Genomic DNA, 20,156 nt, shown 5'->3' on the forward strand with positions numbered 1-20,156 from the left:
TTCTCGCACTAGATATGCAAGAGAAATCATACCTTCGCAAATACAGTTTCTATAATTTGGGTGATTAGTTCTATTTAAATCTTAGAGAGAACATCCCAAATTTGTCAATATTATTTATATATCGCTCAAATTCGCTATAAATCCCCTTGATTTACCCAAATCAAGAAAAAATTTTGTCGTTTGACCTTCATTTTTTGGTACTTATTTCCGATGATTTTAAATAGGGTGACAGTTCCAAATTCCCAGCACCATAGACACCGTTCCTCCTTTTCCCAAATATTTCGGTATAATCTAACAAATACTTTATATCACAACAAAAAATATTTATATTTTTTGTTAAAAGGTGGGTATATAGCTTTTATGTATAGACGAAGTATTTTCAAATCTATGATTTTCCTGCTTACGACCTGCTTGTTATTTCTAACGTCATCATCCCTAATACCTATTCGCACTTCCCTAGCTCAGGCCGATTCAGCACAAGGAATCGATGCCGTATTCGTCATGGACGTCAGTTATTCCATGAACGAGACCGACAAGGAAGGCATTGCGTCGGAAGTCGTCAATATGTTCATGGACATGAGCGATTCGGAACGCACGCGTATTGGGTTCGTTGCCTATAACGACAGAATCGTGGCCTCGGAGCCGCTAACTTCGCTCGCTGAGCCCAGGCAGAAGGAGAAGCTGAAGCGTCAGATCAGCAGCTTGCGCCGCTATGGGTACACGGATCTAGGCCTCGGCTTGAAGAAGGGAGCCGAGATCGCTGGGAAAGGAACTGGACAAGGCCATAAGCCATTCATTATTCTGCTGTCCGACGGAGGCACCGACTTCGGCAATACTTATACGGGCAGAACAATCGCCGACTCGAACCAGGACGTAGAGCGCGTCATTCAGCAGGCGAACAAGCAGGGATACCGTATTTACACCATCGGCCTGAATCATGACGGCTCGGTGAATGAGAAGCAGCTGAAGACCATTGCCGCAAAGACCGGCGGCACTTCGTATGTCACGACAAGCGCAGAAGAGCTGCCTGATATATTCAACCGCATTTTCGCCGATCAAATCCAATCCGTTCTCGTACCGATCGCCGCGTTAACTGCGACTGGTGGCATGCAGGAAGTAAAGGTTCCTCTTCCGAACTCCAGCATGTCGGAAGCCAATCTCATTCTGTTGTCTCAGAGCCCTTTGCTGGAGTCTCAGCTCTATAACAGCACCAAGAATGCGCGATTCTATAAATCCGGCAAATATACGTTGATGAAGATTCCCGAGCCGCGCAAAGGCGAGCTGCTATTGAAGTTCAGGGGAATGACAGGCGATGTTGTAAAGGTGAACCTGCTTGGCAGCTATAACATGCGAGCAGTCGGGGAATTGACTTCCAAGGAAGCGACGAAAGGACTGCCGACAGCCTTCGCGGCTCGCTTGTATTCCCTGTCGAACAAGCAGCCATTGGAAGATAAGGATGTATACATGGACGTACAGGCAGAGCTTGTTATCACCAATCGGCAGACGAAGCAGAAAGAACGCGTGCAGATGACGAACAACGGGACAGGCTTCTCGGCGGAGCATCGCTTCCGGACATCAGGGAAATACGACTGGACTGTCGTCATGAATGGGCCTCATTTCTTCAGAGAAACCGCAGGCAGCATGCTCGAAATCGTCAATAAAGCACCGGTATTGTCCGGACAGAATCAAATTGGCATCGTGAAGGAAGATGGCGAGGCGAAGCTGAATTTCGGGGATTATTTCACCGATCCGAACGGAGATCAATTGACGTACAAGATTGTCTCCAGCGATCATAAAAATCGAATGGAGGCACGTGTCGACGGTGCGACGTTCTACCTGTCCCCGCTGCATTCCGGATCTTCGGAAATAACCGTAACGGCAACTGACCCTGAGGGGGGAACGGTTACTGGAAAGCTGTACGTGAAAATTTCTTCGGTGTGGGAACGTTATTGGATTATCGGAGGCTGTGCGTTGGCTGCATTGATTGCCTTATTCGCACTATACGTGCTGCTGCGTCCAAAGCCGACGTTCACTGGGAGGCTGGAAGGGTTCTTCTTAAATACGGCAAGCGGCAACGAGGTTCCCGTTAAATACTGGCCACTCACTTCTTTCGGCAAAACGCGAAAGGTGAGCCTGCAGCAGCTGTTTGCCCGCCTGGATGTGAATGAGCCATTGCCGGAAGCCGCCCATATCCTATTCGAGGCTGGCAAGAACGGCACGCTCCGAATCAAGCACCGTACCAACTGTACAGTAGCGAAGGGACGTACACCCATTAAGCCGAACGATACGGCAACGCTTGAATACAATGATAAGCTGTACATTACGTTCGAGGATGGGATAACGGAGATCGAGCTGCGCTTCAAAGCTGTTAAACAGGGCGCTGTATCGTATGCGGATTCGTCTGCAATGTCACGCTAAATGAAATCAACAACCCGTAGGGACAACGGAAGTAGATACAAATCAGGGGCCGATTCAGTTCATTAGAACCTAGATTTCAATAAGTAAATAAGAGGAGGCTGTCCGATGTGGGACAGCCTCCTCTTTATTTATTAATAAGGCATCGTCATGCCATGTTGCGCTTTATGCAGCAAATCCTATAAATGCCACCTAGCACACTATATTGATGTAAATCGTACAACATGACCTGTTGCAAACGTAGTTGCACCTACATCCTACTTCTAAGCCTGCTTGCGATCATCCTGCTGCCGCGCCTTGTGCTTGCCGAGCAAGCGCTCAACCATTGCCAGCAGAATTCGTTCCGCATGCAGCGCGGCCTTCATCTGCTTCATGGAAGCATGCCTCTTATCTGGGCGAACCGCTAGTCCCTTGCGAATAGTGCGCTCCATCAGCGGGCTGACGCTGCGGTTTAGGCTTCTGACCGATTCCAGATTATCCTGGAACAAGCGCCTCGTCACATCATTCGGCGTGCGGCCGCTTAGGCAAAAATACATCGTAGCTGCAAAGCTGTATACGTCGGACGTGATTCCCTGCTGCGATTTTTCGGAATAGAATTCAAGCGGCGAATATCCCGTGCTCGTAAAAATCCGATGACCCGTCTTCTCATAGTATATAGCAGAACCGAAATCGAGCAGCTTCGGCTGACCGTCCTCTCCAATGATAATGTTCGCTGGCTTGATATCGCGATGAATGATGCCTTGCGCATGGACATATTCAAGCGCAGATGCAAGCGGCAGTATCGTATCGCGCAGGAAATCGGCCACGGAAACAAGCCTGCCTTCTTCAACAAACCGCTCAAGCGAGATGCCCTTGCAATACTCCATAATCATATAATGCGTCCCGTTCTCCTCAAAATAATCCACAAGGCGAACGATGTTCGAGTGGCTCAATTGCTGCAGCATCTGCGTTTCCATCAGGAAGGCCTCCCGCAGCTCAGCATACTGCCGTTGAACAGAGGGTACACGGCACAGCACGGTTCGCTTGTCCAGATCGCGAAGAGCTACCTGCCTCGGGTAGAACTCTTTCACGATGACCGCCGCCCCGTCCTCCAGCTTCCGGCCCGCATAAACATTGGCCAGCTCACTGCAAGCGATTACTTTCTTCACTTTATAGGAATGATGAAGCACAACATTTCGATTCAAACAAATGCCAGCATAATCCGGTTTCACGGTTTCCTCCAGAAGCTCTGGCCTGACTGGGACGTGGAAGTTGCATCGTCCGCCAGCAGACACGTAGTATCTATTATTGTAACACAATACCCAATATTTGCTATATAAGATTTATATGGTTTATTGAATTCTATGAGATAACGATCAAGAGAGATAATGCTTTGACCTTCAATCTTTTCCCATGATATAATTCGGTCATTCTTTCCAATGAGGTGAAATGGATGTCATTCCGCAACGTTCGAGGTATGTAGGTTCCGGGCTGGGTCAAAACGCGTACCAGCTATCAAGGGGATAGTCTGCCCTTTTAAGCCTAACGGAACAGAGAGCCGCGCAACGAAATGGAATCCATTCAGAAGGATATGCAGTTGTACAGTTCCTGCCGATCTGACAACTCGTATGCCCATTAATTTCACATACTATTGGAAGGCGGAATCTATATGAACTCTTTCGATTACAAACAATTTTATGATCAAGTAGGCAAGCTGAACGGTTGGGATTTCAGTCAAGTGAAATCAACTACAGAGGGGACGAATTGGGAGTTATTCCATGAGGCTGGCAAGCTGTGCGCCAAGTCGGACATCCTGCTCGACATCGGTACAGGTGGCGGTGAATCTGTGCTGCCGATCGCAGGTCAAGTGCTTCTGCTCGTTGGAATCGATGCTTCTGCAAGCATGGTCTATACGGCACAAGCGAATCTGGCAGCATCTAAGAAACCCAATGTGCGCTTTATGCAAATGAATGCAGTGCAGCTTATGTTCCCAGATCGACACTTCGACATCGTCACATGTCGACATTCCGAATTCAATGCCGCAGAAGTTGCTAGGGTATTGACGGACGATGGCGTGTTCCTTACCCAACAAATCAGCGAAGGCAACAAGCTCAACCTGAAGCAGGCATTCGGCAGAGGACAAAGCAACGGCGTTGAATCCGGCACCTTGCTGCGTCGATATCAGAAAGAGCTTGGCGAAGCAGGATTCATGAATATCCAATCCTATGAAATCAATCTGACACAGTATTATCAGACCGAAGAAGATCTGATGTTCATCCTTACACATACGCCAACGATACCGAACTTCGGGCAACTCGAGGACGATATGCGCATCTTCAAGCAATTCGTTGCCGACAATAGGACGGACAAAGGCATTCGTACGAATGAACAACGGTTCGCCATCGTTGCAAGAAAGCATTAATCCATCATACGACTTGAGCGATGACTCTTATAGACCATCCTTGCGCATGTAGGATTATTTAATGATAACTGTCGCACTTTATATACAATTCGTCATATAAATTAAAGCAGCCAAGGGATTCGTCCCCCTGGCTGCTTATTTAGATCGGCGAGCTTCTATCGATGTACAATCTAGTCATGATTCACCTTATCTTGTACAGCATTCGGATCTCGCCTTATTGCTCGCGCTTTTCCCAGCTCCAATAATATTTCATCTCTCTAAAAGCAACATCCCACAATGTTTCATTTCCTTCAATGGTTATCGTCAGCTCATTGGCCTTTTCGAGATAAACTGTGAATATTTCCGGCTCATGGCGTTCTCCAGACGCAGACAGGAACTCATGTCCATCAACGGACACACTTACTCTCCCCTGCAACTCCTTCTGATCGGGAACTCCATAAAACAAGGAAAGATAAAGCTCTTTATTGCCTAACGTATACGTATACGTTTCCCTATTTTTGCCTTCGATACTATACACATTATATTTGGGTTCTACGGTTTGACCGCCAATTTTGAAACTGTATGGTCTTGTGCCCGTTGATGTATTTCCGGTGCTGTCTATCAGTTCGTTCAACGCCACAAAGGGACCCATTTCTTGGGTGAACGCCTTGTCAACAATCCCGAAGCTCCCCCAAACCACAGTCATAAGGACAACAATGAAAATGCCCGTGGCAGCTATACTTTTCCGGATATTATTTGTACGAAAGCCAAGTTTGTACGCCCGGAATCCGATTGCTGCGCCTAATGAGTTTTCAATTACGTCGTTAATATCAAAGGTGCCGAGCAACGTTAGTGCCTGAATCGTTTCAATCACGAGAATGGACAGGATGAACAATGCAATGAATCGAATAAAACTCGTTCGATATAACAACGGAATCAATATGCCAAAAGGAATGAAAGCTGCAATGTTTCCAATAGCCACAAAGTCCATCAGAGTAGGATGTAGAAGATCTGATACACTTGGCAGCCTAAAAAAACTGTCCGGTATAAGAATAAAGGTGTAACCATCCTTTTGATCTATGGTACCTACTCTACCGAAAGCTAGAAATATAAAATAAAGAATCAAAAATGTATAGCATATGGTTATTCCCAACATAATCTTACGCTGCTGTTTAGTCATGGTTTACTCCTTTATAGCCGATTTTCATAGCTATGCTGATGGATATCATGTTATCTGTCTAAAATGACTTTCAAGTGACAGTGAAGGTGACAATTTAGTCACTTACGGAGCGGAGATAAATCACTTTTTACCGTATATGAATCTCCTCAATTACTTGTATAAAATAAAAGCAGCCAAAGGAATTTATCCCCTGACTGCTATCTTACGTCACGATAAGATTACCGATAAGTCACCGTTGAACCGCAATACTCACAAGTTGAGGTGGAGCTAGGAGATACACTCGTTTGTGCGCCGCAGCTAGAACATGCAATCATTTTGGGCAGCTGTGGTGCAGTCTGTGGTACAATCGAACTAGCTGCTGCTTCTATTTCTGCACGACGAATCGGCTGTGCTGGAGGAAGCTCAACGATCTCCTCAATTGTTGGCGCATACGAAGGCATTGGCACAGGCTCCTGTGCGAAATAGGCTAGATGCTCTCTTCTAAAGCGTTCCCGTGACCTTTTCTCCAATCCTGATGCTGCCCACCAGAGCAATACCCCCGGTGTGAAAAAGAGAAGCGCAAAAATAGCTGCCAACATGAACTTATCTCCTTGTGTAGACCAGTTCACGATCATACCAAACCATACGATCCCATATAAGAACATAAGAAATCCCCCTGCAAATCGCAGGAATGATTGGAAGGCCATGCTAGGCGGATTAAGCCCTAGCTGTCGCAATTGCTCGCGTTCATCTGCTTTTTTCTTCATACTGCCTCCAATTTTTCGGAGCACCAATCCAGGCAGAAGAAATACAAGCAGACATATCATTAGATAATCCTTCCGAAACATAGATCGATCCATAAGCATCCCAAGGATACTAAGTACAAGCGCAAATATGAGAAAACCGCCGCAAAATTTCAAAAAAGAACCGATCTTTCCCCTCATTCCGCTAAACCTCCTATCACCTATTACACCAAACCATCACATTCCGTATAGTTCATATCGCTAAAGACGGCATTCCGATTCATATGGCCCGCCATTTACAGGCATATAACACTCATTATAAATAACATCCAATGGAGAGGCCAACCTAATTGTGGGAAAAGAAATGCAGAACAAAAAGAAATAGACCTCCAGCCAAGCTTGCCATGACTGAAGGTCTAGAGAACTTGCAAAAATGAACATGCATCCGAATGCGAATCTGCAAATCTGCGAATTTACGAACTTGCGAACTTCACTTGCCGCACTGCTGGACATTCTCTACGCTCTAGCTCTAGGGCTCAGGACATTCCCTCCCTGACGTTCTTCTCTTGCAGCTTCATCCGATATTCAAGCGGCGTCATCTGATTCTGCTTCTTGAAGAAGCGAATAAAGGCCAGTGCAGAATTATAACCAAGTGCGGACGCGATCTCATTGACCCTCTTCGAGGTATTGAGCAGCCATTCCTTCGCCTGCAGATTGCGATAATCATTGATGTAATCGGATATCCCGATGCCTGTCATTTGCTTATATAGTCTAGATAAGTAGGAAGGATTCAACCCTACCTCGTTCGCAATCGCAATCAGCGAGATATCATGGGTTAAATTATTGGCAATGTACCGATGGACTCGCTTGATCAGTTCTCCCGGAACCTGTTCTTCTCTTCCTTCTTGCCGCTCGAACATGAGATCAGCGAGTTCCCAGAAATATTTTTTCAGATCGAGCCATGTGAATGACTCCTTCTTCTGGTACAAGAAACTAATATCCATCTTCGCGCCGACCTCTTGCTTCAACTTCGGATTCTCTCCTAAATGGGATAGGAACAGCGCCGACAAGGAATGATACAACGCCATCTTCCGAGCATAGCTGCTCTCCTCCTCATTGTTCCAATCCTTCGTGATGCGCAGGAACAATTCATAATACTCCTTGCGATGATTGTTCTCCAGACATTTCAGCAGCAGTTGAATTCGGTTATGTTGAAAGTAATCTTGCGTATCCGTACCGTTCCCGCACTCTTGCATTTGCAGAATATCGGAATCCGTCAAAATAACTTCTTTAGGCAGCCGCTCCCCTGACACGAAGCAATACTTTAGCATCTGGAATCGTTCCGCCACACTTGCCCATTCCGTCGATGTACTGCTGAGTGCGAAGGATACCGTTACTTGCAGAAGGCGCTGACAGGTCTGTTGAATCATGCCCATGACTCCGTTCAGGCGAGCCTGTGATGACTTCCACACTTCCGACTCGGACATCACACCTTCATGAGACTCATAACTGGAGTAGGAATAGCTATGATTGCCGTCTTGCGTCATTCGCGGCTGCAGCAGCCATACAAGCTTGGAATGCTCGAATGGGCAGGAGAAGCATTCCATATACGGGGTGACATACTCCTCGACGATATTCTGAACGCCATACAGCAATAAGGATTTATCAAGTGAACTGAAGGAATTCTTCCAAGCATCCACCTTGCCAACCACCATCATGACAGGTAGATCCGCGCGCAGCGGAATATCATATTCTTGAAAATGACGTTCAATCCCTCTCAGCATCTCCGCCTTGCCCTCTAGAAGCTCCCACACATATTCTCTCTGCAGCAGCGGCAGCGCCTGCCGCATCCGATAATGCGCCTGCTCCAGCCTGCGCATCTGCTCACATTCCTTGTTAAGCTGAGCAATGGCCCGTTCAACGGCAGCAACAATCTTCTCATCGCTCTCAATTTTCAAGATATAATCGAATCCGCCAAGAACCATAGCACTCTGGACATAGTGGAAGTCATTATAGCCCGTCAAGAAAATCACTTTACAGTTCGGCCAACTCTGCTTAATATTTTGAAGCAGCTCAATCCCTTCCAGGCCAGGCATTTTAATATCAGAGATAACAATATCTATGGGCGAAGCGGACCTGCGCATCATATCTAATGCCTCTTCACCCGAATACGCTTTCAAAATATCGAGCTCAAGATGTTCTATGCCCTGAAATAACTCTAGCAAACCATCTACAATAATAGGCAAGTCGTCTACGATGAGCATTCGTCGCATGCCGATCTCCTCCTTTATTCAAGCCCCAGATGTATACGTACCTTCAGTCCGCCAAGTTCAGAACGCGACAATTTCAATCCATATGAATCTCCGTAGCGAAGCTGTATCCGTCTGTGTACATTAATTAGCCCTGTCGTCTCATCGATGTGATTGGTACAATTGGCAAGGCGATTGCAAAGCTCATTCAGCTTCTCATCGTCTAAGTCATCTCCATTATCTTCGACACTGATCACAACTCCATCTTCAACCTGTTCGCTGTGCACCCACAACTCTCCTGCTCCGCGCATATTGCCGAATGCATACTTATAGGCATTCTCAATGATCGGCTGCAGCACAAGACGCGGTACGCGTATTGGCTGGCTCTCGATGTCGAGGAACACTTGAATCCGATCCCCGTAGCAGATCGATTGCATCTCTACATAGGTCGAGGAATGCTTCACTTCCATCTCTAGCGGAATTTCATCTTCATCGTTCCGGGTAATGAAATGAAAATACTCGCCGATATACAAGCAGAATTGGTATGCCTTCTCTTTGTCCTCCGACTTAATAAGCCGGCACAGTACAAAGAAGCAATTGTACAAGAAATGGGGATTGATTTGTGATTGAAGCCGCTTCAGTTCCGAGCGCTGGCTTCGAATTTGCTGCTCGTAGTTCTGTTCAATGAGTGTTTTCAACGAGTGCACGGTATCATTGAACGCCTGATACAAATATCCGAACTCATCATGGCCGCGATCAATCGAGACCGGCGTTAGGTTCAGTTGCTTCACCCGCCTGAACGCATGAATGAGCTTCATGAGCGGTCGATACATGAGCTTCATTAAGGAGTAAGAGAAAAAGAGCGCTGCCACCACAGCCAATCCACATGCCCACCAGAACCATTGCCGATACTTCTGAATCGGCCCCAGAACGGTTGATTCCGGTATGCAGGTCACAGAGTAAGAACTCCATACAGCGGAGTATTTGTAAACCGTCAAATACCGCTCCCCATCATACTCTACGATATCGTAGCCTTCTTGCTTCTCTTCCTTCCATTTCTGTTGAATAAACTCCTTCATTGAATCGTACAGTGTCGATTGCTCATTGCTGCGAATATCCCATTCGTGCTCCACATTCAGCAGCATCGTCTCTCCATTCAGAGAGCCCGCAATCTGATCAAGTGCTTCCTTGATCTTCCTAACGGACAGCTCTGCACCGACCAAATAGATTGGATCCTTGAAAGTAGTCGTCGGGTATTGCAGGGTAATAAACAGTCGATCGTTCCAGTATATGAACGGCTTGCTGTAGAAAGGACTCTCATGCTGCATGGCAGCAAATTCCTCTCGATTGAGCGTCGTATCATATTGCTGACTGAGCAGCGTGCGATCAATTTTCGGTACGTATGCCTTGGCTTCGCGAATAAACGGACTCGAATTCTTCATGAGCTCCAATCGCTTCTGAATAAGCGTAATGTTGTTGGCCCGCTCGTAGGCGGTCAAGTCCGTCCCTAGTGCAGCTAACTCCAGTAAATCGTTGTCCGTTACATAATTCGGCAAGTAACGGATAATTCGTTCGACTTCCTTATCGAGCGAGTCGAGGTAGAAGCTTGTCGTATTTAAGGTAGAACGCGATACTTCCCGCTGAATGCTATTAGCTCCCCGCTCATTGATGAATAACGTAATCATCATGAGGGGGAGCAATACGATTAGAAATACAGCCATGATCTTCATGAAGATGGAAGAGTCTTTCAAGCGGAATAATAGTTTCATCGTATTTTCTCCCTACATTTGGAGGTTTCGGCTACTATTATTCTTTGACACTTCCCATTACAATTCCTTTAATGAAGAATCGCTGTAAGAATGGATATATAATTAGAATTGGGAATGCAGCAACGAAGATCTGAGCTGCCTTACTTGTACGGTCAGACAGCTTCTGCATTAATTCAATTTCTTCAGGCTTCAGGTAACGCAGATCCATCTTTATAATGATCGACTGCAGGAACGTTTGCAATGGATATTTCTCAGGATGACTCATCAACAGCATACCGTCGAACCAACTATTCCAATGCCATACCACCGTAAAGAGTCCCGTTGTTGCCAATGCCGGAACCGATAGCGGGGCGTAGATTTTCCACAAGGTTGTGAAATGCCCTGCACCATCAATCTTCGACGATTCCTCCAGCTCCTTCGGTAAGCCGCGATAGAAGTTAAGCAACAGAATGATATTGAATACTTGAACTGCATTTGGAAGTATCAAAGCCCAGATCGTATCCATAATACCAACGGCTTTCACGGTCATATACCATGGAATTAAGCCACCATTGAACAGAATGGTGAATACGAATATCCATACATAAATCGTTCGCATCCGGAACTGTGAAGTTTCTTTGGATAATGGGTATGCGGTCATGATCGTTAAGAACATGCTGAAGGCCGTACCTAATACGGAACGCTCAACCGTAACCCAGAAAGCTCGCAAGTACTCTGGTCTGCCGAATACGTTCTGATACGCCGCAGTCGTGAATTCCACCGGCCAGAGCATGACCTTGCCTGCAGATGCCGCAGAACCTGAACTGAATGATACGGCTAATATATGAACAAGTGGCATGAGGCATAGTATCGAAATGAGAGCTAGAAATAGAACATTGAATCCGAGAAAGACTTGTCGGCCTAACGACTTTTTCATAACGAAGATCGTCCTCCTTGACTAGAATATGCGGTAATTGGCGAAGCGATAGGCCATGACATATGAAACGGAAATCAGAATAAAGGAAACAGCTGACTTCAGCAGTCCAACTGCTGTGGCAAATCCATACTGCGATTCCACGACACCCATTCGATAGACGAACGTATCGATAATATCTCCGCTCTCATATACCTGCGGGCTATACAAGTTAAAGATTTGGTCAAATCCAGCATTCAATACGTTACCGATACTGAGCGTAAGCATGAGTACGATAATCGGCAGCATACCCGGCAAGGTAACATATAAGGTCTGCTTCCAACGTCCAGCCCCATCAATCTCTGCAGCCTCATACAACGCTGGATTAATGCCTGTAAGTGCCGCCAAATAAATGATCGTCCCGAAGCCAAATTCCTTCCATACGTCTGTAACGACCATGATATAAGGGAACCAATTATTGTCCCCCAAGAAGAAGATAGGCTTTATGCCAAACAACCCCAGCAATTGATTTAAAACCCCGGTAGACGGAGACAGTACATCTATGACTATACCGCTAAGCAAGACCCAAGATAAGAAGTGCGGCAAGTAGACCAAGGTCTGGAACGTCCGCTTCACCCATTCCTTTCGTAGCTCGTTCAGGAGAATCGCAATCGTGATGGGAACAATCAAACCTGCGATAATTTTCATCGACGCGATATATATCGTATTGAAGAATATGCGTCCGACATCTGGGTAATCCAGCAGGAACTTAAAGTTCTTCCATCCCACGAATGGCGATCCCATTAATCCCTTCGTCGGGATATACTTCTGGAATGCCATCATAATGCCCGCCATCGGAATGTAACTAAACACAATGATAAGAATCAGTGCGGGAATGAGCATCAAATGCAGCTGCCATTCACGCTTCCACATCCGAGATAATTGATTCATTCAGCTCCACCTACTTGTAGTTATAATTTATAAAGAAGAGAGTACCTCATATCTAATAAGAACTATCTTCATTGTAGTCTCAGGGCAAATCCCATACCATATACTGGTCTTTACTTCTATATACAACTGTTGCGATTCCACATCTCCTTTATGCTTTAATCTAATAGAATCACTTCCCGGTGAGCGTATTTGCAATCATTTACGGTGCCTGACGCAGAAAAAAAAGAGAGCGGAACATACTCCGCTCTCCCTGTGAAATTATTTATTTGATGCGTACCATTCGTTTACTTCCTTCGTCATGTCATCGCCACCGAGTTTCTTCCAATCCTCAACAAATTTATCAAATTCGTCGATAGGTACTTGGTTCATGATGATCTTAATGAAGAGCTCGTCGCGTTTACGCTTCAAAAGCTCACGTTTTTCCACCATTGTTGGTGTCGGTGCACCATAGAATTTATTACGATGGAACAGGTTGTGCTCCTTCATGTATGGTACATTTGAGACTGCTCCGTTTGGACCAGAGATAAGCATTTCCCACCACATTGAAATATCTTCACCATTTACATATTTCATCGCACGAGCATAACGTGTCTTCTGGTCTTTCGTCTTCAGCAAGCTCTCATCCTTCGTTTCAATTGCCTTAGGCAATACGGAACCATTATCGCTTGCTTGGTTGAACGCCATAACCGGGCTGAGCTGCCAATAGTTATTTCCGCTCTCCTTCATGCTCTTGCCGTACTCGTATACCTTCTGTTCTTCCGTCGGGTGACTATCAATTGCGATCCATTGGTTCAACAATTTAACCATAGCCTCCGGATTCTTCGCTTTCTTAGAGACAACGTTATATTTCTCCGTTCCCAGCTCAATTTGCGTGGATGCTTCCGTACCATCAATGGAGAGAAGGCGGAATGGCTTCCATTCTTGAACAACCTTGCCATCCTTAACCGCACCTTGAGCTAAATGCGCAGGAGTCCACTCTGGGCCGTAGAGTACACCAATTTGGTTATTGAAGATCATTTCAGATTCCTTCATCATGTCCTTAACTGCAAATTCTGGATCAATTAGCCCCTTCTTGAACATATCTTGCAACGAGCGAAGTGCTTCTTTCATTTCAGGCTGAATATCACTGAACATCAATCCGCCCTTACCATCGTCGATCCATTGATTCAAGTAAGCGTGGTATCCATTCATGAATCCAGTGAGACCAAGTGCACCTGTAGGTTCATAAAATTCCTTATTCAATGCCAGACCATATGACTTTCCAGTGCCTCCTGGATCCTTAGCTGTAAACGTTTCCATAATTTTAATCAGGTCTTGCAGCGTTTTCGGCTCAGGCAGGTTCAGCTGCTTCAGCCAGTCCGTACGCACCCATACGAATTGAGGCGTGAACGCAGTTCCTGACTCTGGAATCCCCATCAACTTACCATCAAATGTACCGGATTTCATCTGCAATCCGCCATCACGCATCAAGAATTCTTTCGTTTCATCCGTTGCGTATTTGTCATATATTTCAGTCAAGTCCTGAATCATATCTGCTTCAATCAACTGCTGTAATTGAGCTGGTGTAGCTGGGAAGAAGTCTGGCAAATCGTCAGTTGCAATTGCCATCTTGAGCTTCTCCTGGAACTGAGGCCCACTTACGACACCGTCTACGATCCATTTATTTGTAATTTTAACGCCAACGTCTTTTTCATAAGCGTCATATACAGCGTTCTTGTCGTACGTTTCACCTGCATCAAATTTCAAATACGGATCCTTCGCACGAACCGTAGATGCTTCAATTACTGTGTTTTCTGGTTTTTCAGCTGGTTTCTCTGCTGTTGTATTTTCTGCTGGTTTATCCGTTGTTGGCTGAGAAGTTTCAGCTGTCTTGCTTGTGCAAGCTGTTGCGACGAGACTCAAGATAAGCGTAAGTGCTAGTAACATATTCCGCATTCTTTTCACGTCTGACCCTCCTAATATGTGTATTGAAGACCCACTTCTTATTGTAGATACAGTTCGAAGGGCATTCCATATACTGGTCTTTACTTCTATATACAACTGTTGTGGTGCACATGATTTGTCGCCCGTTGTTCCGCATCCATCTAAATGGAATCTTAGACTATGGTTTCTAGTACAGGCAGATGCCTGTCAGGGAATACCGTCGAAGCGACTTCCCCAATTCGTCTAGCCCCCATTCGTACGTAAAAAGGCTCCGCATGCGGATCGCTATGTACGAGCACCGCGCGTATTCCCGAATCCCTAGCAGCATCGACCATGCGGTTCCATAACGCTTGTCCATATCCGCGACCGATGGCATTCGGATGAATGAACAAATAGGTTACTAACCCCCTATCCCGCTGAGAAAGTTCCTGTTCGAGCGCAATGAATCCTTGGATCTGCCGATTCTCCTCGACGACAAATAATTGAGCGGCTGTAAGGTGCGCCTCGGTAATCGTCAAGTCCTCCCGGCAAGCTTCCATAAATGCTTCATCATAACCCCAGTACGCCTTGGATGCATAAGCAAGCTCACTAAGTATACGAACATCCTGCACTGCGGCTTGGCGTATATACACCATCCCTTGTCTCCCCTTTTATGAATGGTAATTGTTGTGAAGTGCTGCTGCATTCATTGTACCTGACAAGATCCATGGGCGGAAGCTTCGAATCACCTATTCACGTTTGTTCAGACTCCACTTTTCTAGCCCATTGCAATGAAAATCCCCAGACGCATGGAAGCGTTGGGGACAGGTGTACGCATTATTTATTTCTTGTTCACGAGTTGTTCGACAAAGGCGAGCTGCTCATCCACATGTTTTGTTTTGTTGTAGGTTGACGGCACCACATAATCAGGGACAAGCGCTGCTCCTTTGGAAGCATCCGGTCTTTCGAGTTGTCTACTTGACAAATACATGGAAAATTTACTGTTTGGCAGATCGAATTTTACGGAAGCAATGTATGCATTCGCATTTCCTCCAGGCGTTTCGCCAATCACCTGCCCAATCTTATTATCTTGCAAAATCGCCGCCATCAATGATGCTCCGCCATATGTATTTTTGGAGGTAAGTACATACAGTTTCCCTTTAAATACAAGCTCTTTATGAACATTATTATTCTGTGTTGAACGTATTATTTCTGCCATTCCTTCCATGTTCCCTCCACTGTTCGCCACTTGTGAATTATGCGTTACCCCAAAGGATTGATAGTGCTGCACATTCACATATTGGAGCAGTTTCACGATAGCATTCGGATTCCCAGCGAATTTATGATCACGGAGGTCTAGCACGACATTTTCGATTTGATTGTGCTTAACAGAAGAGAAGAACTTTTTTAATTCAGCATCATACACATCATCTGACTTCAGCATATTCATTTTTAATAGAGCTATGTTTTTATCTTTAGCTATATTTTGAGAATAATTCGAAGGATATCCCACTGAAACAGGCTTCACCTGCAACCTAATCGGCTGCCGCAGCTTTTTCCCATCCCTCATGATGGTATAGACAACATAATCTTTATTTTCAATCAAACCTAACTTCTCCAAATACACCTCTTCAGCCAATAGGGGTGATATCTCCAACGAAGCGAGCAAAAACATCTCATTATCACTAGGGATATATTTGCTAAGTTCTTGGGCCAACTCTTCGACTGTTCTGTCGCCAATAGAAATGATTTTATCTCCAACCTTCAAATCTTCCTCATTACTGTGGTAGATATACACTCCATTCTCATACCATTTATATAGAATGGGAATGTTGCGCTTTCGAAAGCTTAAATTGGTTACAAACCCTGAATTGGCATCATGCAGTTGAGCAATAACGGAATGTCCCCAGAAGTAAATATCTTTGCGATATATCTGATCTTTCTTTTCTTTAATTTCCTTCAATACTTGTTCGTATTGGGCCTTCAGTTCCTCTGGTATTCCATTCGCGGTGGCGGGATGTGTGTCCGCAATTTTGTTATACAAAAATTCGATGTCTTTGATCGCTTTTTGCTGCTCCTTCGTTAGAACCGCAGGTTCATGAAGCTGCTTTTCTTTCTTGCTAATCGCCTTTTCCGTAACGCTATCATTCCACGTTAGTGCCGTAACAATCACAATCCCGATAATGGCGATAAATAATAGAAACCCTACTAATCGCATTTTCATATGTTATCGACCCTCTTCCCTAAGTTTCCTATATACCTGAGCTATTTATTATATGCAGTCACGTTTCCCCATCATTTCGACACTCCTCAATAATTTAGCTATATAAGGAAGATACAAACAACAATATATCATACAATCGAACGTTTTCATTTGAATAAATTGGTAATACTCCCGTGCTATAAGTCATTTCTACATCACATGGATTTCATTAGCTGCAAAAAAATACAAAAAGCTGCCCAACAAGTAGAAATCTCCACCCGTCAGACAGCTTCTTAAATTGTGGCTCGCTATTTCCAAATTAAAATGGCTGCATGCCCGCTGTATCCAGCTTCTCACCATCAATGTTCGTACCCATGCGTGTCGTCAGATCACGATAGTGCGCAACGCGACGGCGTACTGGATCAGCCGTCTCCGGCAAATTCGCTTCTTGACCGCCGTTGATGACCATAATGGTGGCCCCGAATCCCGGCACGAGCCCCTTCGCCAACTGATCTGCCGTAGGCGTCCATTGCCCTGTCATGATGTCATGGTTGGAAGGCTTCGGATCCTGTGGGGTCAACCAGAAGAGCAGCCCCGTAATGAAGCCGAGCTTCCCATCTGCTGTAATCTTGTCTGGATCGTTCAACAGTACACTAGGATCGCGATATACAATGGAGCTAATCAAGCCATAGTTATAGTTCCAGCTAAGCTGAATCGGACCGCGCCCATGATAGGACTTGCCCGGTACTGGCTTCCAGAACAGGTTGTCCTCATCTACATAGCCGATTTTGTCCGTATTGACGAAGCCTAGCTCTTCATTGAAGAACAGCGCCCAGCGCAGCTCGCCGCCTGGTGCCGTAGACCAGCCGCCGCCTGTCTCATGAGCGATGTTCGCTAGGAACCCAGCAAGCTCACGCTTGCGGTCATTACTGCTCCCCTCACCCAGGAAACTGCCGAAATCCACGATCCGCGTCAGCTTCGGCAAATTCGAATGACTGGCATCATTGAAGTCTGGCGCTTGGAAGAGCAAGGTTTCGGTCTTCGCCTGCTTGTCCAGGCGGTAAATTTGCTTCACGTTCGGATAGCCCTCGCGGACGACTTCCTTATACTTAATATTCGCAATCTCGCGTACTGCTGCTACGAGATTGTCATAGGAATAATAGTCGGACTGGTTCGGCTTGTAATAGTAGTTGCCCTTCGCTTTTGCATCCCATTCCGGTGTACCGTAGCGCAGTGGGAACGTGGACTCATATTCCGCCTTCGGAATGGCTGCTTGCACCTCCGCTGCAGCCGCATCCGGCAGGAAGGAAGGATTAATGCCATTCCACAGCTGACTAATCTGGTCGTCGGTCAGCACACGACTCTCTCCTACGCCAATGTCAGTGACCGGGCCGCCACCACCCTTCGTTGCTGCGCTTATCGCTGAACTATCCGTATAGTTGCCTGATGTATCCACAGCGCGAATGACGTATTGATATCCTGTATCCGCTTCCAATTCATAGTCTGTGAATTTCTTGGCGATGATGCTGCCTACTTTGGCACCGTTTCGGAGAACATCATAATGAGAAATGGCTGCATTGTCTGTTGAAGCTGTCCAAGTAAGTGTAATAAAGGTGGAGGATTGCTCGGTTGATACGAGATTCGTTGGAGCGGTAGGAGGTGTAGTATCTTCGTTGTTGTCCTTCAATAACTTCCATGAGGTGTCCCATTCGTTCGTTACTTTTGCATCAGGTCTGCTATTGTAGGACCACCACTTCGCTTCATAAATCTTGCCTTGATGGGATACAATATCACCTGCAGAGTAAGCCTTGTTGGTCTGCCAAGCTTGTACTTGAGACGAATTCGTGCTGCTTGCCGCATAAGCTGTAGAAGATGATCCTAGTGGCGCTACTGTGAGAATTGCCGCACCAAGAACAGCGCTTAAACTTTTGAGCAGAAGCTTGTGCGAGAACGGGAAGTTGCGATTCATTATACGCCTCCTATCCAATTTGTTATTGATAACGACTTTAGTATAGGAAATTGCATCTACTTCTCTCAATAGGTACAGCGAACCATTCCTTTGTCGAATCTTGATTCTGATACTATCTTATTAGCGCTATAACTTTCTCACTTTCACTTATGCTGCATTCACCTACTTTTATATTGAAAATGGTATGATATCAAGCAACAACATTTAGAGGAGTTAACATGAATGACTATTAATATACAAGAAATCATCCATGCCACACAGCATAAGTTCGGGTTAGAGAAATACCGCTTGCACACGCAAGAATTGTACCGGGAAGTGAATCTATTCAATGAGACGACCTACTATCTCAGCATGGAGTGGTATCCGCCCTATGTGAAGGAGTCTGTTGATGAAGATACAAATCCCGAAGGTACAGCCGTTATTTCCTATGACCTAACTGCTGGTCAATATACGAGTGTCATATTTGTACAGGGGAAATCGTATGCGAACAGCCCCTCTTATCCAAACATCGGCTTAGAAGAGATCATTGCGTGGATCGAGAGAGATACCGAACTCGTCTATGGCAAGCAGTTTCAGCTCTCTCACCACCAGAATGGCCAATATATCTTCCATGAATGCGTCGACGGAACCCCTCTGTCTCCTGGCGGACGTATCGAGATCCACATCGATGAAGCCAACAAGCTCGTACAGTATTCCAAGTATGGATTCTATGCTTCCAAGTCATTGATTCAAAAAGAAACGTTCTCTCTCTCAATTGAACAAGTCGAGCCGCTAGCTAAGGAGCAACTGAAGCTGCTCGAATATCCGGTGTACGAGGAACAATGCCTTCTTCCGCTCTATGGGATCGAGGAGATTTATGTGACGAACGACGGAGCTTCCGTCTTTCCGTTCGAATTCATAATCCATGCGGGTTCGCGGCTGAATATCGATAAGGTCATTGAATGGGAACAGGCCAGCACACAGCCTTTGGAAAAGGTGGACATCGAGTGGCGGGAGACGGTCACCGTCGAACAAGTGGTATCGAGTGAGCCGCATCCCGACTCCTTCCCGATTACCGGAGCAGAGCAAGAGAAGGCGGTCGCAGCGGTTGTTGAGGGAATGAGCCAACTTTACCCGAACGACTCCGGACAATGGGTGTTAAAAACCTTGCATCGTCATCGGGGATATATAGAAGCGATATTGCGGGAGCAAACGCCGAGCAAGCGCGTATTCCAGCGCAAGCTGGTTCTGTTCATTGATGCGCAGCGCTTTGTGACTGTAAATGCAATGGACAACCTGCCATTTATCGAAATGCTCGATGATTTTCAGGAAGCAGATGGGGTTGTCATTAGTCAGGATGAAGCCTATGTGAAGCTGAAGAAAAAGGGATTCATTAAGCTTACGCCGGTCTACGTGTATCATCCTGAACAGAAGAAGTATGTATTATGCGGAAAATTAGACTGTGCTTATGCGGTTAATGCTGCAAATGGCGAGATTATGGAGTTGAACAACATATAAACAGCGAACACTCTGCCCGAATCGTGC

At 45.8% G+C, this 20,156-nt stretch carries 14 protein-coding genes; 3 read left to right on the plus strand and 11 right to left on the minus strand.

The window, feature by feature from the left end:
• The first annotated feature begins 360 nt into the window (after nucleotides 1-360).
• Nucleotides 361-2,418, plus strand: a complete 2,058-nt coding sequence (locus BLS15_RS19040; RefSeq protein ID WP_021255437.1) for a VWA domain-containing protein — start codon at nucleotides 361-363, stop codon at nucleotides 2,416-2,418.
• Nucleotides 2,419-2,678: 260 nt separating this feature from the next.
• On the opposite strand, the gene BLS15_RS19045 is transcribed toward BLS15_RS19040, so the two are convergent.
• A complete protein-coding gene (locus tag BLS15_RS19045) occupies nucleotides 2,679-3,626 on the minus strand; it encodes a serine/threonine protein kinase (RefSeq protein WP_028531934.1) in 948 nt (315 codons plus the stop codon).
• 437 nt (nucleotides 3,627-4,063) lie between these two features.
• Between BLS15_RS19045 and BLS15_RS19050 the strand changes: the two genes are divergently transcribed.
• A complete protein-coding gene (locus BLS15_RS19050; protein ID WP_021255439.1) occupies nucleotides 4,064-4,816 on the plus strand; it encodes a class I SAM-dependent methyltransferase in 753 nt (250 codons plus the stop codon).
• Between the two features lie 214 nt (nucleotides 4,817-5,030).
• Here the strand turns inward: BLS15_RS19050 and BLS15_RS19055 are convergent, their stop codons facing one another.
• The 10 genes from BLS15_RS19055 to BLS15_RS19100 form a co-directional block, all read right to left on the minus strand.
• A complete protein-coding gene (locus BLS15_RS19055; RefSeq protein ID WP_090513297.1) occupies nucleotides 5,031-5,975 on the minus strand; it encodes a VanZ family protein in 945 nt (314 codons plus the stop codon).
• Nucleotides 5,976-6,193: 218 nt separating this feature from the next.
• Nucleotides 6,194-6,898 (minus strand): hypothetical protein, encoded by a 705-nt coding sequence (locus BLS15_RS19060; RefSeq protein WP_028531932.1) that lies wholly within the window; start codon nucleotides 6,896-6,898, stop codon nucleotides 6,194-6,196.
• 335 nt (nucleotides 6,899-7,233) lie between these two features.
• Complete coding sequence (locus tag BLS15_RS19065) at nucleotides 7,234-8,970, minus strand: response regulator transcription factor (protein WP_028531931.1); 1,737 nt, start codon at nucleotides 8,968-8,970, stop codon at nucleotides 7,234-7,236.
• A 14-nt stretch (nucleotides 8,971-8,984) separates the two neighbouring features.
• Entirely contained in the window at nucleotides 8,985-10,715 is a 1,731-nt protein-coding gene (locus BLS15_RS19070) for a sensor histidine kinase (protein WP_090513301.1), read from the minus strand.
• A gap of 37 nt (nucleotides 10,716-10,752) precedes the next feature.
• A complete protein-coding gene (locus BLS15_RS19075) occupies nucleotides 10,753-11,631 on the minus strand; it encodes a carbohydrate ABC transporter permease (RefSeq protein WP_021255444.1) in 879 nt (292 codons plus the stop codon).
• 21 nt (nucleotides 11,632-11,652) lie between these two features.
• Entirely contained in the window at nucleotides 11,653-12,558 is a 906-nt protein-coding gene (locus BLS15_RS19080) for an ABC transporter permease (protein ID WP_021255445.1), read from the minus strand.
• Between the two features lie 258 nt (nucleotides 12,559-12,816).
• Nucleotides 12,817-14,502 (minus strand): type 2 periplasmic-binding domain-containing protein, encoded by a 1,686-nt coding sequence (locus BLS15_RS19085; RefSeq protein ID WP_028531929.1) that lies wholly within the window; start codon nucleotides 14,500-14,502, stop codon nucleotides 12,817-12,819.
• Between the two features lie 152 nt (nucleotides 14,503-14,654).
• Complete coding sequence (locus BLS15_RS19090) at nucleotides 14,655-15,116, minus strand: GNAT family N-acetyltransferase (protein ID WP_021255447.1); 462 nt, start codon at nucleotides 15,114-15,116, stop codon at nucleotides 14,655-14,657.
• Between the two features lie 185 nt (nucleotides 15,117-15,301).
• The gene (locus BLS15_RS19095; RefSeq protein WP_028531927.1) at nucleotides 15,302-16,684 is read right to left on the minus strand and encodes a S41 family peptidase; all 1,383 of its coding nucleotides are present in this window, start codon (nucleotides 16,682-16,684) and stop codon (nucleotides 15,302-15,304) included.
• A gap of 298 nt (nucleotides 16,685-16,982) precedes the next feature.
• On the minus strand, nucleotides 16,983-18,632 hold the full coding sequence (locus BLS15_RS19100) for a glycoside hydrolase family 19 protein (protein ID WP_036666881.1): 1,650 nt from the start codon (nucleotides 18,630-18,632) through the stop codon (nucleotides 16,983-16,985).
• A gap of 222 nt (nucleotides 18,633-18,854) precedes the next feature.
• Between BLS15_RS19100 and BLS15_RS19105 the strand changes: the two genes are divergently transcribed.
• Complete coding sequence (locus BLS15_RS19105; protein ID WP_028531925.1) at nucleotides 18,855-20,129, plus strand: hypothetical protein; 1,275 nt, start codon at nucleotides 18,855-18,857, stop codon at nucleotides 20,127-20,129.
• Nucleotides 20,130-20,156 lie beyond the last annotated feature (27 nt).

It is taken from the genome of Paenibacillus sp. cl6col, assembly GCF_900102125.1.
Lineage (GTDB): Bacteria > Bacillota > Bacilli > Paenibacillales > Paenibacillaceae > Paenibacillus_B > Paenibacillus_B suaedae.

Coding starts and splice junctions, on each gene's coding strand:
- BLS15_RS19060 (WP_028531932.1), bottom strand. CDS start 6,898: ATGAGGGGAAAGATCGGTTCTTTTTTGAAATTTTGCGGCGGTTTTCTC.
- BLS15_RS19105 (WP_028531925.1), top strand. CDS start 18,855: ATGACTATTAATATACAAGAAATCATCCATGCCACACAGCATAAGTTC.
- BLS15_RS19040 (WP_021255437.1), top strand. CDS start 361: ATGTATAGACGAAGTATTTTCAAATCTATGATTTTCCTGCTTACGACC.
- BLS15_RS19050 (WP_021255439.1), top strand. CDS start 4,064: ATGAACTCTTTCGATTACAAACAATTTTATGATCAAGTAGGCAAGCTG.
- BLS15_RS19100 (WP_036666881.1), bottom strand. CDS start 18,632: ATGAATCGCAACTTCCCGTTCTCGCACAAGCTTCTGCTCAAAAGTTTA.
- BLS15_RS19065 (WP_028531931.1), bottom strand. CDS start 8,970: ATGCGACGAATGCTCATCGTAGACGACTTGCCTATTATTGTAGATGGT.
- BLS15_RS19090 (WP_021255447.1), bottom strand. CDS start 15,116: ATGGTGTATATACGCCAAGCCGCAGTGCAGGATGTTCGTATACTTAGT.
- BLS15_RS19080 (WP_021255445.1), bottom strand. CDS start 12,558: ATGAATCAATTATCTCGGATGTGGAAGCGTGAATGGCAGCTGCATTTG.
- BLS15_RS19075 (WP_021255444.1), bottom strand. CDS start 11,631: ATGAAAAAGTCGTTAGGCCGACAAGTCTTTCTCGGATTCAATGTTCTA.
- BLS15_RS19070 (WP_090513301.1), bottom strand. CDS start 10,715: ATGAAACTATTATTCCGCTTGAAAGACTCTTCCATCTTCATGAAGATC.
- BLS15_RS19055 (WP_090513297.1), bottom strand. CDS start 5,975: ATGACTAAACAGCAGCGTAAGATTATGTTGGGAATAACCATATGCTAT.
- BLS15_RS19095 (WP_028531927.1), bottom strand. CDS start 16,684: ATGAAAATGCGATTAGTAGGGTTTCTATTATTTATCGCCATTATCGGG.